Origin of the sequence: Pseudonocardia sp. WMMC193 (genome assembly GCF_021728735.1) — a bacterium.
GTDB classification, from domain to species: domain Bacteria; phylum Actinomycetota; class Actinomycetes; order Mycobacteriales; family Pseudonocardiaceae; genus Pseudonocardia; species Pseudonocardia oroxyli.
The window spans coordinates 2,136,425-2,151,163 of record NZ_JAKKDO010000003.1 but is presented as its reverse complement, the minus strand read 5'-3'; the positions used below and the strand labels follow the sequence as shown (position 1 = coordinate 2,151,163).

The 14,739-nt window shown below is 73.5% G+C and carries 15 protein-coding genes; 6 read left to right on the top strand and 9 right to left on the bottom strand.

All coding sequences use genetic code 11. The annotated features are described in order from the left end of the window. Positions 1-4: 4 nt before the first annotated feature. Genes selD through L3X23_RS11670 form a run of 3 tightly spaced genes read left to right on the top strand, consistent with a single transcriptional unit; the run spans position 5 to position 2,442 of the window. Positions 5-1,048 (top strand): selenide, water dikinase SelD, encoded by a 1,044-nt coding sequence (gene selD, locus L3X23_RS11680; RefSeq protein ID WP_237192246.1) that lies wholly within the window; start codon positions 5-7, stop codon positions 1,046-1,048. Between the two features lie 30 nt (positions 1,049-1,078). Continuing rightward, positions 1,079-1,696 (top strand): TetR/AcrR family transcriptional regulator, encoded by a 618-nt coding sequence (locus L3X23_RS11675; RefSeq protein WP_237192245.1) that lies wholly within the window; start codon positions 1,079-1,081, stop codon positions 1,694-1,696. Beyond that, on the top strand, positions 1,693-2,442 hold the full coding sequence (locus tag L3X23_RS11670) for an SDR family NAD(P)-dependent oxidoreductase (protein ID WP_237192244.1): 750 nt from the start codon (positions 1,693-1,695) through the stop codon (positions 2,440-2,442). The genes L3X23_RS11675 and L3X23_RS11670 overlap by 4 nt, the downstream gene beginning before the upstream one ends. Before the next feature lie 8 nt (positions 2,443-2,450). Here the strand turns inward: L3X23_RS11670 and L3X23_RS11665 are convergent, their stop codons facing one another. The 3 genes from L3X23_RS11665 to L3X23_RS11655 are packed head-to-tail and all read right to left on the bottom strand — an operon-like array spanning position 2,451 to position 5,052. Beyond that, positions 2,451-3,647, bottom strand: a complete 1,197-nt coding sequence (locus L3X23_RS11665; RefSeq protein WP_237192243.1) for a cytochrome P450 — start codon at positions 3,645-3,647, stop codon at positions 2,451-2,453. Continuing rightward, entirely contained in the window at positions 3,644-4,711 is a 1,068-nt protein-coding gene (locus L3X23_RS11660; RefSeq protein WP_237192242.1) for a thiolase family protein, read from the bottom strand. The genes L3X23_RS11665 and L3X23_RS11660 overlap by 4 nt, the downstream gene beginning before the upstream one ends. Continuing rightward, the gene (locus tag L3X23_RS11655) at positions 4,708-5,052 is read right to left on the bottom strand and encodes a Zn-ribbon domain-containing OB-fold protein (protein ID WP_237192241.1); all 345 of its coding nucleotides are present in this window, start codon (positions 5,050-5,052) and stop codon (positions 4,708-4,710) included. Before L3X23_RS11655 ends, L3X23_RS11660 begins: the two co-directional genes overlap by 4 nt. 128 nt (positions 5,053-5,180) lie before the next feature. On the opposite strand from L3X23_RS11655, the gene L3X23_RS11650 reads away from it, so the two are divergent. From L3X23_RS11650 to L3X23_RS11640, 3 genes are read left to right on the top strand one after another with little or no spacing between them, the layout of a single operon-like run. Beyond that, positions 5,181-6,290 carry an LLM class flavin-dependent oxidoreductase gene (locus tag L3X23_RS11650; protein ID WP_237192240.1) on the top strand — a complete coding sequence of 370 codons (1,110 nt, stop codon included), beginning with the start codon at positions 5,181-5,183 and terminating at the stop codon, positions 6,288-6,290. Positions 6,291-6,323: 33 nt separating this feature from the next. Further along, a complete protein-coding gene (locus tag L3X23_RS11645; protein ID WP_237192239.1) occupies positions 6,324-7,628 on the top strand; it encodes a phenylacetate--CoA ligase family protein in 1,305 nt (434 codons plus the stop codon). Next, a complete protein-coding gene (locus L3X23_RS11640; RefSeq protein WP_237192238.1) occupies positions 7,629-8,201 on the top strand; it encodes a cyclase family protein in 573 nt (190 codons plus the stop codon). It abuts the gene before it with no gap. Here L3X23_RS11640 and L3X23_RS11635 read toward each other — a convergent pair. The 6 genes from L3X23_RS11635 to L3X23_RS11610 all read right to left on the bottom strand — a co-directional run bounded on the left by L3X23_RS11635 (position 8,134) and on the right by L3X23_RS11610 (position 14,714). After that, entirely contained in the window at positions 8,134-9,381 is a 1,248-nt protein-coding gene (locus tag L3X23_RS11635) for an APC family permease (protein WP_237192237.1), read from the bottom strand. The genes L3X23_RS11640 and L3X23_RS11635 overlap by 68 nt on opposite strands. A gap of 58 nt (positions 9,382-9,439) precedes the next feature. After that, positions 9,440-9,895, bottom strand: coding sequence for a MaoC family dehydratase (locus L3X23_RS11630; RefSeq protein ID WP_237192236.1), 456 nt, complete (start codon positions 9,893-9,895; stop codon positions 9,440-9,442). Further along, positions 9,892-10,650, bottom strand: a complete 759-nt coding sequence (locus L3X23_RS11625) for an ABC transporter ATP-binding protein (RefSeq protein ID WP_237192235.1) — start codon at positions 10,648-10,650, stop codon at positions 9,892-9,894. Before L3X23_RS11625 ends, L3X23_RS11630 begins: the two co-directional genes overlap by 4 nt. Then, complete coding sequence (locus L3X23_RS11620) at positions 10,643-11,416, bottom strand: ABC transporter ATP-binding protein (protein WP_237192234.1); 774 nt, start codon at positions 11,414-11,416, stop codon at positions 10,643-10,645. Before L3X23_RS11620 ends, L3X23_RS11625 begins: the two co-directional genes overlap by 8 nt. After that, a complete protein-coding gene (locus L3X23_RS11615) occupies positions 11,409-13,400 on the bottom strand; it encodes an ABC transporter permease (protein ID WP_237192233.1) in 1,992 nt (663 codons plus the stop codon). The genes L3X23_RS11620 and L3X23_RS11615 overlap by 8 nt, the downstream gene beginning before the upstream one ends. Positions 13,401-13,481: 81 nt before the next feature. Continuing rightward, on the bottom strand, positions 13,482-14,714 hold the full coding sequence (locus L3X23_RS11610; protein ID WP_237192232.1) for an ABC transporter substrate-binding protein: 1,233 nt from the start codon (positions 14,712-14,714) through the stop codon (positions 13,482-13,484). Positions 14,715-14,739 lie beyond the last annotated feature (25 nt).

Below are 14,739 nucleotides of genomic sequence, written 5' to 3'. Positions count from 1 at the left end.
AGGCGTGACGGTGGCGGCGGACGGCAAGAGGCTCACGGAGTTCAGCCACGGCGCGGGCTGCGGCTGCAAGATCGGCCCGGGCGCGTTGGCGGAGGTCATGGCGCTGCTCGCGCCCTCCCAGCGGCCCGACGAGCTGCTCGTGGGCACCGAGACGGGGGACGACGCGGCGGTCTGGCGGCTCGACGCCGACCGGGCGCTCGTGGCCACCACGGACTTCTTCACCCCCGTCGTCGACGACCCCCGGCTGTGGGGGCGGATCGCGGCGACCAACGCGGCGTCGGACGTCTACGCCATGGGCGGGCGCCCGCTGTTCGCCCTGAACCTCGTCGCCTGGCCCACGGACGCACTGCCGCCCGAGGTGCTCGCCGAGGTGCTGGCGGGCGGCGCCGACGCGGGGCGGGCCTGCGGGTTCGTGGTCGTCGGCGGGCACTCGATCGACGACCCGGAGCCCAAGTACGGCATGGCCGTCATCGGGGAGGTGCACCCGGACCGCCTGCTCACCAACGCGGGTCTGCGCCCCGGCGACGCGCTGGTGCTGACCAAGCGGCTCGGCATCGGGATCGCCACCACGGCGGTGAAGCGGGGGGTGGCGAGCACCGCGCTGGTGGACGCCGCGGTGGCCTCGATGATCGCGCCCAACGCCGCCGCGGCGGCCGCGGCCGTGGCCGCCGGGGCGACCGGGTGCACGGACGTGACGGGGTTCGGGCTGCTCGGGCACCTGCGCAAGATGGCCGCGGCGTCCAGCGTGGACGCCGCGGTGCGGGTGGCCGACGTGCCGTTCCTCGACGGCGTCCGGGACCTGGCCGACGCCGGCGTGGTGCCGGGCGGCTCGCAACGCAACCGGGACTGGGTGCGGGAGGTCGTCGACGGGAGCCCCGGCGAGACCGACCTGCTGCTGCTCTCCGACGCCCAGACCTCCGGCGGGCTGCTCTTCGGCGCGGCGCCGGACCGGGCCGCCCGCGCGGTCGCCGAGCTGGGGGACCGGGGCGTGCCCGCCGCCGTGATCGGCGAGGTCGGCGCCGGGACGGGCCGGATCCGGGTGCTGTGAGCGGCGGCCGGGACGCTATACGGTGATCCCGTGCCCCGCCCGAGCCGCTGGTCGGAGATCCTGGTCGCCGCGAGCGAGGAGTTCCGCGACCGCGGGTACGAGGCGGCCACGCTCGAGGGCATCGGCGCGCGCGTCGGCATCCTCAAGGGCTCGATCTACAACTACGTGGGCAGCAAGGAGGAGCTGCTGCTCGCGGTCGTCGAGCAGCCCGCCAAGCAGCTCCTCGCCGAGCTGGAGCGGCTGCAGGCGGACAGCGGCCACACCGTCGCGGTGCGGTTGCGCGAGCTGATCCGCATGCAGGTGCGGATCTTCGGCGACCACCATCCGGCCGCGTTCGTGTACCTGCAGAACATCGGCCGGATGACCGCGCCGCGTTTCGCCGAGTTCCGGGAGATGGACGCCCGGTACATGGCCGCGATCGAGGCGCTCGTCGCCGAGGGCGCGCGGACCGGGGAGTTCTCCCTGGCCTCGAGCCCGCGCACGGTGGCCCGCGCCGTCGTCGGGATCCTGGACTGGATGCAGCACTGGTTCGTCCCCCGCGGCCCCGAGGCGGACCGGGAGCTCGCCGACGAGCTGTTCGCGTTCGCGCTGGGCGGGCTGGTCGCGGGCGGCGGCATGCGGGGGATCACCCGGGCGTTCCCCGCGTGAGGCTGGACGGGAAGGTCGCCGTGGTGACCGGGGCGTCCTCCGGGCTGGGGCTGCGGTTCGCGCAGGTGCTGGCGGAGGCGGGCGCGGACGTCGCCGTCGGGGCGCGGCGGGACCTCGCGGCCGCCCGCGCCGTGGTGGAGGGCGCCGGACGGCGGTGTGCGGCGGTGCGCACGGACGTCGCCCGGGACGCCGACTGCGCGGCCCTCGTCGCGGCCGCCGTCGAGCAGCTGGGCCGGGTGGACGTGCTGGTCAACAACGCCGGCACCGGGTACGCGGCCCGCGCGGAGCAGGACGATCCGGCCGCGGCGGCCGCGCTCTTCGCCGTCAACCTGCTCGGGGCGTACCAGATGGCGATCCACGTCGGGCGCGCGCTGATCGCGCAGGGCGAGGGCGGGTCGATCGTGACCATCGGGTCGGCGCTGGGCAGCACGACGGGCCCGCTGCCGGAGGCGGCCTACTCGGCGTCGAAGGCGGGGGTGGCCGGGCTGACCCGCGACCTCGCCGCGCAGTGGGCGCGCCACGGCATCCGGGTCAACACCCTCGCCCCGGGGTGGTTCGCCTCGGAGCTGACCGGGCCGCTGCTGGAGCACGAACGCCGGGCCGCGCAGCTGGCGGGCTGCGCGGCGCTCGGCCGGATCGGCAGGCCCGAGGAGCTCGACGGCCCCCTGCTGCTGCTCGCCTCGGACGCCGGGTCCTACATCACGGGGACCACGCTCACCGTCGACGGCGGCTGGTCGATGCGGTAGGGGACGTCTCAGCGGGTGTGTACGGGGAGGTGGTGCAGCCCGCGGGACAGCAGGACGGAGTGCCAGGTCAGGGGCTCGTCACGCAGGCGCATCGCGGGGAAGCGGCGCAGGGCCGCGGGGATCGCGATGCTCGTCTCGAGCCGGGCCAGCGGGGCACCGAGGCAGTAGTGCAGCCCGATCCCGAACCCGAGCTGGCGGCCCGGTCTGCGCGAGACGTCGAAGCGGTCCGGGTCCGTGAAGACCGCCGGGTCCCGGTTCGCGGCCGCCGGGCAGAGGAACACCCGCTCGCCCGTCCGCAGGGTCCGCCCGCCCAGCTCGACGTCCGTGGCCATCAGGCGCGCGATCGTCTTCGCCGGACCGTCCCAGCGCAGCAGCTCGTCCACCGTGCCCGCCGCGTCCGGGGCCTCCGACGGGTGCCGCAGCAGCGCCAGGATCCCGTTGCCGATCAGGTTCGTGGTGGTCTCGTGGCCGGCGAAGAGCAACAGGACGCCGGTGGCGACGACCTCGTCGTGGGTCAGCGAGTCGCCCTCGTCCCGGGCGCGGATCAGGGCGGTGAGCAGGTCGTCTCCCTCGTGGTCGCGGACCAGGTCGTCCAGGTAGGCGGTCAGCTCGGCCATCCCGTCCGCGCCGTCGGCGTGCCGGTCCGGGTCGCCCATGCCGCCGAACACCAGCCCGGTGATGCGGTCCGACCAGTCCTTGAACCGGTCCCGGTCCGCGCGTGGCACCCCGAGCAGCTCGGCGACCACGGAGGAGGTGAGGGGATACGCGTACTCGCCGATCAGGTCGGCCTCCGGCCCCAGCTCGTCGAGCAGCTCGGCCGCGATCTGCACGACCCGCGGCCGTATCCGCTCGACGGCCCGGGGGGTGAAGGCCCGGGACAGCAGCCTGCGCAGGCGCGTGTGGTCCGGGGGGTCCTTGAAGACCATCCAGTCCTCGAGCACCCCGAACGCCGCGCGGACGGACGGGTCGGTGTCCGGTCCGTCGAGCCGGGCGCGGCGGTAGGGCGCGATGCGGTCCGACGAGAAGCGCGGGTCCCGCAGCGCGGCGTCGACGTCCGCGTACCGGGTGACGAACCAGGACCGGTAGCGCTCGCTCCAGTGCACGGGGTCGTGCTCGCGCAGCTCGGCGAGCAGGGGGTACGGGTCGGCGACGGCCTCGGGGGAGAGGAGGTCGGCCCGGGTGCTGCCCGGTCCCAGCACGGTCATGGCGCCTCCAACACGGCGACGACGCAGGCGTTGCCGTCGAGCACGGACACCCCGCCGCCCATGGTCTCGACCAGCCCGATCCGCGCGCCCTCGACCTGGCGTCCCCCGGCCCGCCCGCGCAGCTGCCAGACGATCTCGGCGAGCTGTGCGAGGCCGGTCGCGCCGAGCGGGTGCCCGCGGGAGAGCAGCCCGCCGGAGGGGTTCACCGTGTGCGGCGCCTTCAGGCCGAGTGCCGCGGTGGTGACCAGCTCGCCGATGGTGAAGGCGTCGTGCACCTCCGCGACGTCGACGTCCTCCGCTCCGAGTCCGGCGGCGGCGAAGGCCGCGGCACCGGTGTCCCGCACCAGGTCGTGGCCCCACACCTCGCGCGAGCGATGGTTCCAGGGGGCGCCCGACTGCAGCGCGACCGACCGGACGCGGACCCCGCCGCCTCCCGAGCCGCCCCGGCCGACGATCGCGGCCGCGGCGCCGTCGGAGGTCGGGCAGCACTGCAGCAGGGTCAGCGGATCGGCGATCGGGCGCGAGGCCAGGACCTCCGCCACGGTGAACCGCCCGCCGAAGGGGGCCCGCGGGTTCGCCAGCGCGTTCGCCTTGTTCTTCACCGCCACCGCGGCCAGCTGCTCGAGGGTGGTCCGGCCCTCGTGCAGCCACCGGGCGGCGGCCATCGCGTAGAGGGCGGGCAGCGCCAGCCCGGTGCGGCCCTCGGGGTCGGTCGGTTCGGGGACGATCGCGCCGTCGCCCATCCGCTCGATCCCCAGCGCCAGCACCCGCCCGTACCGGCCCGTGCGCACGGCCTCGCAGGCCTCGGCGAAGGCGGTGGTGCCGCTCGCGCACGCGTTCTCGACGGTCAGCACGGGCATGCCGGTGAGCCCCATCGCGCGCAGGACCCGCTGGGCCACCCCGGCGGGGCCGAACACGGTCCCGACCCACACGGCGTCGACCGTGCGGGGGCCGCCCGCGTCCCGGAACGCCTCGTCCACCGCGGCGAACGCGAGGTCGACGAGGTCGACGTCCGGCTGCCTGCCGAACCCGGACGTCCCGACGCCCTCGATCGCCACGGTCATGTCCGCTCGACCCTCAGCTCGGCGGCCGCCAGGAGGCGCACGCGGGCCCCGATCGGGATCGGCGCCGCGCTGTGCGCCAGCACCCGCGGCCCGTCGTCGAGGTCGACGTAGGCCAGCGCGTAGGGCGGGGTCCGGTCGGCCACCGGGATGCGCACGACGGTCGCGCTCCAGACCGTTCCGCCGGGCCCGAACCGCGCGGGCTCGACGGGGCCCCCGCAGGTCGGGCAGGCGGGCCAGGTGAACGCCGACGGCTCCGCGCAGGCGGTGCAGCGGCGGCCCTCGACCAGGCCGTCGCCCGCAGGGCCCGCCACGACGACGGGGCGGGGATCGACGCTGCTCACGGCGCCCATGAAACCAAACTGCAGGTCGGTTATCAACGCGTCTTGACAGGTCTGCGTGGCGCAGGACACAGTGAAAGGGCATGGACGGCAAACCATGGTTTGTGGAACCGGCGAAAGGATCCCGACCGATGAAGTTCGGCTTCTTCACCATGCCCGAGCACCCGCCGCGCGAGAACTGGACGCTCTCGTACGACCGCGACATCGCGGCGATCGTGGAGGCCGAGCGGCTGGGCTTCCACGAGTACTGGATCGGCGAGCACCACACCGGCGGCTACGAGAACGTGCCGGTGCCCGAGTACATGATCGCCAAGGCGTCCGCCGTGACGCACCGGATCCGGCTCGGTACCGGAGTGATCAACCTGCCCTACCAGGACCCCTTCATGGTGGCCGAGCGCATGGCGTTCCTCGACCACCTCACCCACGGTCGTCTGGAGTACGGCTTCGGCGGTGGCGGGCTCCCCACGGACAAGGCGCTGTTCGGGCTCGAGCCGACCGAGGCCGCTCCGCGGACGAACGAGGCCCTGGACATCATCTGGCGGCTGCTCACCGAGGACGACCCGGTGAGCTACGAGGGCGTGTACTGGAAGTACGAGAACCGGCAGCTGCAGGTCGGGCCCTACCAGGACGTCCCGCCGTTCGCGATCGCGGGCCTCACCGGCGTGCACAACTACGCCAAGTGCGGCGAGCGGGGTTGGAAGCCGCTGTCGGTGCACTTCGCGCCCACGGACAACGGCACCTACACCGATGCCCCCGACCTCCGGGCCATGGGGGACGCGATGCTCTCCGCCGGTGCCTCGGCGGGCATCGACCCGGCCGTGACCAGGGACAACTGGCGCATCGTCCGCGAGGTCTACGTCGCCGACAGCCGCGACCAGGCGCTGCAGGACATCCGCGAGGGCGTCAAGCTCTCCTACGACTACCTGTTCGGGCTGGGCCTCGGCGCGCTGATGAAGATCGGCGACGGGATGACGGACGCCGACCTCACGCTGGACTGGATGGTCGAGAACATCCCCTGGATCATCGGCAGCCCCGAGGAGTGCACCCGCACGCTCAAGGAGCTCGAGGAGGAGACCGGCGGCTTCGGCACCCTGCTGATCAACGTGCGGGACTGGGTGACCACCGACAAGTGGAACCGGTCGAACGAGATGTTCGCCCGGTACGTCATGCCGCACTTCACCCGGCGAGAGCGTCTGGACCGGCGGCAGAAGCTGGCCGACCGCGCCCTCGGCATCGACTGACGGCCCGGGGTCGCGCCGCCCAGAGGAGGATCGATGACCTTCCCCCGGTACTGGGACGAGGAGCGGGAGACCCTCGAGCCCGCCAAGCGCGAGGCACTCGTCCTCGACCGCATCCAGTACCAGCTGCGCTACGTCTACGCCGAGCTGCCGTTCTACCGGAACCACTACGACGCCCACGGTTTCCACCCCGACCAGGTGCAGACGCTCGAGGACTTCACCACGAGGGTCCCGGTGATCACGAAGCGACAGCTGGTCGCGGACCAGGCCGCGCACCCGCCCTTCGGCAGCTACGCCCGTGAGCTGCCGCCGGGCGGGATCGCGCGGATCCACGGCTCCTCCGGCACCTCCGGCGTGCCCACGATGTACGCGGTCTCGAAGAACGACTGGGAACGGGCGGGCGAGGTCCACGCCATGGCGCAGTGGTGCGCGGGCGTGCGGCCGGACGACATCGTGCAGGTCGGGTTCCCGTTCGGCCTCTTCTTCGGCGGCTGGGGCGTGGTGCAGGGCGCCGAGCGGATCGGCGCGACCCTGTTCCCGCTGGGCGTCACCGAGTCGCAGAAGCACCTCGAGCTGATCGGCAGGCTGGGCTCCACGGTCTTCAGCGCCACGCCGAGCTACTGCATCCACCTGCTGTCGGTCGCCGAGCAGCTCGGCATCGACCTGCGGGCCTCGAGCGTGGAGCACCTGCTCGTCGGCGGTGAGCCCGGGGGCTCCCTGCCCGGGACCGCCGCCATCATCCGGGAGGGCTGGGGCGCCACGGTGTCCGACGCGGGCTCCACCTCCGAGATGTATCCCTTCCAGACGAGCGTGGGGTGCGAGGCCCAGACCGGCACCCACCTCTACATCGACGAGGTGTTCACCGAGGTGGTGTCCGCGGCGGACCCGAACGTGCCGATCCCGGTGGGGGAGCGCGGCGCCCTCGTCTACACCCACCTGTGGCGAGACTCCCAGCCGATGATCCGCTTCGCGCCGGGGGACGAGTCCTACCTCGCCACGGACCCGTGTCCGTGCGGGCGCACCTACCCGCGGCTGCCGGAGGGCGTGCTCGGTCGGCTGGACGACATGCTCGTCATCCGCGGCGCGAACATCTACCCCAGCGCGGTCGAGACCGCGCTGCGCTCCGTGCCGGGGCTCGGCCCGGAGTTCCGGATGCGGGTCACCCGCAAGGGCGCGCTGGACGAGCTGACCGTCGAGGCCGAGGGGCCCGTTGCGCTGCAGGGGGCGACCGAGGACGCGTTGAAGCGGGTCCTCGGCATCCGGGTCCCCGCGGTGCTGCTCGCGCCGGGCACGATGCCGGAGACCACGTTCAAGGCCCGCCGGGTGGTGGATGATCGCTGAATGCTGCTCGACCTGACCCAGCCGTTGGTCCCGGGGATGCAGGTCTACCCGGGTGACCCGCAGTTCCGCTGCACACCCGTCACCGCGGACGGGGTCACGGTCACCGAGCTGCACCTCGGCACGCACACCGGTACGCACGTCGACGCGCCCGCGCACGTGATCCCGGGCGGCGCCGGCGTCGCCGACCTGGACCTGGAGCTGTTCCGGGGCCGGGCGGTGGTGATGGACGGTCCGGAGCCGCCCGCCCTCCGCCCGGGGGACGTCCTGGTGGTCCACACCGGTTGGTCACGGTACTTCGGCACGCCCCGCTACCTCGACCACCCGGTGGTCGACCCCGCGGTGGCCCGGGCGATGCTCGCGGCGGGTGTGCGCGCGCTGGCCGTCGACACGCTGAGCCCGGACCCGAGGGACTCGCTCGCCGTGCACGAGATCGTCCTCGGCGCGGGCGGGGTGATCGTGGAGAACCTGCGCGGTGTGGAGCGGCTGCGGGGCCGCGACGCGATCCTCACCTTCCATCCCCTGGCCCTGCAGGGGGACGGCTCCCCGGTCCGCGCCGTCGCCGAGCTGGCCTAGGCGCGTCGAGGCGCCGCCGGACGGCCCGGCCCGCGACGCCCAGGGCGACCACCCCCAGGCCGGCGAGCATGGCGCCGGTCGGGAGGGTGGCGGCGAGGAGGAGGCAGCCGACCAGACCCGCGACGGCGACGGGGCGGGAGCGGCGGTCGAGGGTGCAGGCCGAGGCGTTGGCGACCGCGTAGTACAGCAGCACCCCGACACCCGAGGCCGCGATGACCCCGCGCAGGTCCACGGCCGACACCAGGACCGCGACCACCACGCCGGTCACGACCAGCGCCGAGCGGCCGCGGTAGGGGCGCGGGAGCTCGCGGTCGTCCGCCATGGCGTTCGCCGTGCGGCCCACGCCTGCCAGCAGGGTCAGCAGCACCCCCACACACGCCACGGCGGCCCCGACCCGCACGACGACCGAGGCACCGGGCAGCCCACCCGCCACGTCCGCGAGCGGGGCGACCGACCGGGCCAGCCCGGCGGGGCCGAGGGTGAGCAGCGCCGTCCCGCCCACGACGGCGTAGATCGCGAGCACGGAACCCAGCGCGATCCGGATGGCGAGCGGGAGGGTGCGCGCGGGATCGCGGACGTCCCCGCCCAGCGTGGCGATCCGTGCGTACCCGGCGAAGGCGAAGAACAGCAGGCCCGCGGCCTGCAGCACGCCGAACGCGCCGACCGAGGGCCCCTCGGTGAGCCGGTCGGCGCTCGGCTCGCCCCCGACGAGCCCGGCGACCACGACCACCGCCAACGCCGCGAGCGTGACCGCCACGAGGACGCGCGCCGCCGCGGCGGTGCGGGTGATCCCGAGCAGGTTGACGCCGGTCAGCGCCACCACGGCGACGACCGCCGGGACGGCCGGGACGGCGGGCCACACGTAGGCGCCGAAGGTCAGCGCCACCGCCGCGCAGCTCGCCGTCTTCCCGACGACGAAGCACCACCCGGCCAGGAACCCCCAGCCCGCCCCGAGCCGCTCCCGCCCGTAGACGTAGGTGCCGCCGGACTCCGGGTACCGCGCCGCGAGCCGCGCGGACGAGAGCGCGTTGCAGTAGGCGATCGCCCCGGCCACCAGGAGCGCGACCGGCAGCCACGCCCCGGCCGCCGCCGCCGCGGGCCCGAAGGCCGCGAACACCCCGGCCCCGAGCATCGACGCCAACCCGACGACCACCGCATCCGAGAGCCCCAGGCGCCGCACCCCGCGACACTAGCCACGCGAGGTGAACCCGCGGCTGCGCACAGGTGCCGTAGGTGCGTCACTCCATCCAGACGATGATCTGGTCGGCGACGCACGCGGGCTTGTCCGCGCCCTCGATCTCCACGACGGCGCGGAAGGTGGCCTTGGCGCCGCCGGGGACGGGCGCGACGTCGAGGAGGGTGACCTCGGCGCGGATCCGGCTGTCGACCGGGACGGGATGGGTGAAGCGGACCTTGTCGAAGCCGTAGTTCACCCCCCGCGACGCCCCCGGCACCGCGGCGAGCTCGCCGATCAGCACCGGGACCAGGGACAGCGTCAGCATCCCGTGGGCGATGGTCGCGCCGTAGGGGCCCTCGGCCGCGCGGGCCGTGTCGACGTGGATCCACTGGTGATCGTCCGTGGCGTCGGCGAAGGTGTCGATGCGGGGCTGCTCGACGACCCGCCAGGCGGTGTGCCCCAGGGACGTCCCGGGCGGGCAGGCGAGCAGGTCGGCAACGGTCCGGAAGGTGGTCATCCGAGCGCCGGCACCCGGTCGGGGTCGGTCTCGTCGTGCCCGAACTCGTCCGCGCCGAAGTACGCCGCCTCCACCAGGTACCGGTCGCGGAGCAGGTCCGCCGCGGCGCCGGTGAGCACGACCCGGCCGTGGTTGAGGATCACGCCGCGGTCCGCGATGGACAGCGCCAGCTCGATGTGCTGCTCGACCAGGATGAGCCCGATGCCGTCCTCCTTCGCGAGGTCGCGGATGGCGGGCAGCATCTCCTGGACGATCTTCGGTGCCAGCCCGAGGCTCATCTCGTCGATGATCAACACCTTGGGCTTGGCCAGCAGGGCCTTCGCGATCGCGAGCATCTGCTGCTCGCCGCCCGACATCAGGCCCGCCTTGCGCCCCTCCAGGTTCCGCAGCACCGGGAAGCGGTCCAGCACCGCCGCCTCCCGCCGGGCGTCCGGCCTGCGGGCGGCCAGTCGCAGGTGCTCGCGCACGGTGAGGCCGTAGAAGATGCCGCGGTCGTCCGGGACCAGGAGCACGCCGGCGCGCGCGACCTGGTGTGGCCTGCGCCTGCCCAGCGGAGCGCCGAGCACGTCGACCTCGCCCGCCAGCAGCGGGACGAGCCCGACCATCGCCAGCAGGGACGTGGTCTTGCCCGCGCCGTTGGGCCCGAGCAGGGCGACGACCTCACCCGGGGCGACCGAGACCGTCAGCCCGCGGATGGCGGGGACGCCGTTGTACCCGGCCGCGAGATCGCGCGTCTCCAGGAGGTTCTCAGGCATGGGTGGCCCCTGCGCTTTCTACGGGAGCGCCGAGGTACGCGGCGACGACGGTCGGGTCGGTGCGGGCCTCGGCCGGGGTGCCGGTGAAGATCTGCCTGCCGAACTCCAGCACCGTCACCCGGTCGCAGACGCCCAGGACGAGGGACATGTCGTGGTCGATCAGCAGCACGCCGGGGCCGGAGTCCGCGATCGACCGGATGCGGCGCGCGAAGGCCCGGCTCTCCAGCGAGTCCAGGCCGGCGGCCGGCTCGTCGAGCAGCAGGACCTCCGCACCGCCCGCCAGGGCGCGGGCCACGCCGACCAGCTTCTGCTGGCCGAGCGAGAGGTCCCGCGCGAGGGTGTCCGCCACGTCGCGCAGGCCCACGACCTCCAGCGCCCGGGTCACGACGTCGTCGGCGGTCGCGCGGCGCGGGACGAAGACGTCTCGCACCAGCGTGCGCCAGCCGCCGATCCGCGCCGCGACCAGCAGGTTCTCGGCGACCGCGAGGTTGCCGAACAGCTCGCCGGACTGCCAGGTGCGGGACAGGCCCGCACGCCGCCGCTGGTGCGGCGCGAGCGCGTCGATGCGGGCGCCGTCGAGGTGGATCTCGCCCTCGCAGGCGGTGAACCCGGTGACGGCGTCGACGAAGGTCGTCTTGCCCGCGCCGTTGGGCCCGATCAGCCCGACGACCTCGCCGGGGGCCACGTCGATGGTCACCGAGTCGTTCGCGACCAGCCCGCCGTAGCGGACGGTCAGGTCGCGCGTGTGCAGACCCTGCTCAGACACGGGACGGCTCCTTCGCGGCCGGGACGACGGGATCGGTGGGCGGCGGCGCGGAGCGGGTCAGCTTCCGCCGGACCCAGGCCACCTGCTCGCGGGTGGCGCCCGCGATGCCGACCGGGTTGAGCAGGGCGGTGATGATCAGACCCAGGCCGGAGATGAGCAGGTAGTAGTCCCCGAGGTCGAACACCCCGCGCAGCAGCGTGTAGACGATGCCCAGCGGGCCGAGGATGCCGGCGACGACGGCGCCGCCGACGCTCGTGATGCCGCCGAGGTACGCCACCGCCAGCACCTGGAGCCCGGCGAACACGCTGAACGACTCCGCCGAGAGCTGGCCGCGGCTGAACCCGATCAGGCACCCCGCGATGCCCGCGATGAAGGCCGAGACGGCGAAGCCGATCAGCTTGGTCTTGCGCACGTCGATGCCGGACGAGGCGGCGGCGCGCTCGTTGGCGCGGACCGCGAGGAAGGCCCGGCCGGTGTCGCCCGAGGCGATCCGCAGGAAGGCCCACACCAGGACCGCCGCGATGACCAGCACGGTCAACGAGAAGGCGATCCGGGAGAGGTCGCGGCCCTCCCGCACGCCCAGGTTCAGCCCGAACAGCGTGGCGTCCGCGATCGGGTTCCCCTCGGGCGGGCTCAGCGTGTAGTTGTTGAACACGAACCGCTCGATGGCCAGCGCCGCGGCGATCGTGACGATGGCGAGCTGGGCACCGCGGATCCGGAAGGCCGGCAGCGCCACCAGCATGCCGAGCCCGGTGGCCACCAGCGCGCACAGGATCAGCGAGAGCGGGAACGGGATGCCCCAGTTCGTGGTGGCCTTCGACAGGCAGAAGCCCGCGGCGCCCGCGAACGCGCCCTGGGCGAGCGAGATCTGGCCGAGGTACCCGGTGAGCACCACGTAGGACAGCGCCAGGAGCATCACGATGATCGACGTGGTGATGCCGAAGCGCCAGGTGCCCTGGGTGAACGACAGCGCGGCCACACCCACCACCAGCATGATCACGGCGGGGATCGGCTTGAACCTCGGGATGGACACGTCCGGGAGCCGGACGGTCTGCAGCGAGCCGCGCGAGGGCAGCCGCCTGCCCTGCACGAACAGGATGACCATGACGACGGCGAACGGGATGACCTGGTCGAGGCCGGACTGCGCCCACTGCGGCCAGAAGGGCTTGGTGATCAGCAGGTTGATCAGCGACTGGAACGCGCCCATCAGCAGCGCCGCGACCACCACGACGGCGATCGACTCCATGCGCGCCACCAGCAGCACGGCGAGCGCGGGGACGACGAGCAGCGTGTAGTTGTCCGCGTTGAGGCCGGTCAGCGAGCTGCCGAGCATCACGGCGACGGTGCCGAGCATGATCGCGACGACCTGGGCGACGGCGGCGAGCCGGTCGGGGGAGAAGCCCATCAGGACCGCGGCGCGCTCGTTCTCCGACGCCGCGCGGGTGGCCACGCCCGCGCGGGTGAAGCGCAGGTACGCCCAGACTGCGCCGGCGAGCAGCACCATGATCAGTGCCATGACGATCTCGCGGGTCGGGATCTCGGCCCCGAGCACGGTGAAGGAGCCCTCGGGGATGAGCGAGGCGACGTCGATGTTGTTGGGCCCGAACCGGAGCACGACCAGGGCCTGGAGGGTGATCATCACCGCGACGGACACGACCACCTGGGCGAGGACCGGGGCGTGGCGCACCGGGCGGAAGACCACGTAGTGCACGAGCAGGCCGAGCAGGAACGCCATGACGAGCCCGATGAGGGCGGCGACGGCGACGGGCGGGCGGCGGGCGAACTCGATCGAGCCGATCGGGAGGACCAGCGTGCCGTCCAGCCGGAGCTGGGCGAAGACGAAGGCGCCCCACATGGCCATGGCGCCCTGGGCGAAGTTGATGATGCCGGTGGCGCGGTGCACCAGCAGCAGGCCGGTGCCGAGGCCGATGTAGATCGCTCCCAGCCCCAGACCGAGGACCACGAACTGCAGGATCGTGCCCACAGGAACTCCTTCCTCGAAGGAGCGGGCGGATCCCCTGTCCCGGAGTCCTCCGGGCGACGGGGGACCCGCCCGCCGCGCGCCCTAGGCCGCGCTCATCTTCGACGGGTCGAGGGCGATGAAGCCGTTCGGGTCGACCGGCTTCATGGAGCCGTCCGCCTGCACCTCGAAGAAGATCGCCTCGTGGCTGCAGGACGCGGGCCGGTTGGCCCACTGCTGCCCGTCGCACGTGACGGTCGGGCCGGCGAAGGTCGGCATGTCCTTGACGGCCTTCATGGCCGCGGTCACGGTCTCCGGGTTGATCTCGCCCTGGATGCCCTTGAGCACGGTGGCCAGGTTGACCATGCCCGCGAAGGAGTAGAGCGAGCGGGCGGACTGCTGGTCACCGCGGTCGATCGCCTCCATCGAGGCGGCGAAGTCCTCGAGCTGCTGCTTGACCTCGGGCGGGGCGTTGTCCTTGGCGGCCGGGACCCACACGCGCGGCTGGACGATCGCCCCCGCCGCGTCGGGGCCCAGCTGGGCGATGAACTGCGAGCAGGAACCCGCGAAGAGGGTGCCGCCGTAGCCCTGCGCCCGCAGCGCCTTGAACAGGCCGGTGCAGCCGTCCTCGGTCAGCGCGATGATGCCCGCGACGTCCGGGTTGGTCGACAGCTCGGTGGCGGCCATGACGTTGAAGTTCATGTTGTTGCCGGGCACGTAGAGCGGGGTGACGTTCATGCCGAGGTTCTTGGCCGCGGGCATGACCAGCTTGTCGACGTAGCCGTGGCTGGGCGGGCCGTCGGTGACCGCGAGCGAGGCGTTGGTCTTGCCGATCTGGTTCAGGATGGTGACCATGCCCAGCGCGCTGGTCTCCAGCGGGCCGGAGAAGTAGAACGATTGGCCCCACGGCAGCGAGTCGACGACGGCGGTCGCGCCGAGCTCGCCGATGATCGGGATCTTGGCCGCGGTGAGCACCGGGACGGCGCCGCCGACCGATCCGTCGTAGGCGTCGAAGACCGCGACGACGTTCTCGGTGACGAACTGGTTGGCGCAGTTGACGGCGGTCTCGGGGCTGCCGTCGCCCGCGCACAGGTCGATCTTGATCGGCCTGCCGCCGATGCCGCCCAGCTTCTCGTTGATGTACTGCTCGGCGGCCTGCGCGCCGTACCCGGTCTGCGGGTAGGCGGTGGCGCCGTCCATGGGGGCGAGCACCCCGACCAGGACGGGCTCGCCGGTCAGGCCGCCCGCGGCGGCGGACGAGTCGTCGCCGGAGCCGCAGCCTGCCAGTACCAGGGCCGCGGCCGCGAACGACGCGACGGCGGCGAGGGTTCTCTTCATCGAGATTCCATTCGGTGGGGTGGAC

Excerpts from the sequence above, each read along its gene's own strand:
- L3X23_RS11665 (WP_237192243.1), bottom strand. The coding sequence starts at position 3,647 with ATGACCGTGCTGGGACCGGGCAGCACCCGGGCCGACCTCCTCTCCCCC.
- L3X23_RS11660 (WP_237192242.1), bottom strand. The coding sequence starts at position 4,711 with ATGACCGTGGCGATCGAGGGCGTCGGGACGTCCGGGTTCGGCAGGCAG.
- L3X23_RS11650 (WP_237192240.1), top strand. The coding sequence starts at position 5,181 with ATGAAGTTCGGCTTCTTCACCATGCCCGAGCACCCGCCGCGCGAGAAC.
- L3X23_RS11645 (WP_237192239.1), top strand. The coding sequence starts at position 6,324 with ATGACCTTCCCCCGGTACTGGGACGAGGAGCGGGAGACCCTCGAGCCC.
- L3X23_RS11640 (WP_237192238.1), top strand. The coding sequence starts at position 7,629 with ATGCTGCTCGACCTGACCCAGCCGTTGGTCCCGGGGATGCAGGTCTAC.
- L3X23_RS11630 (WP_237192236.1), bottom strand. The coding sequence starts at position 9,895 with ATGACCACCTTCCGGACCGTTGCCGACCTGCTCGCCTGCCCGCCCGGG.
- L3X23_RS11625 (WP_237192235.1), bottom strand. The coding sequence starts at position 10,650 with ATGCCTGAGAACCTCCTGGAGACGCGCGATCTCGCGGCCGGGTACAAC.
- L3X23_RS11610 (WP_237192232.1), bottom strand. The coding sequence starts at position 14,714 with ATGAAGAGAACCCTCGCCGCCGTCGCGTCGTTCGCGGCCGCGGCCCTG.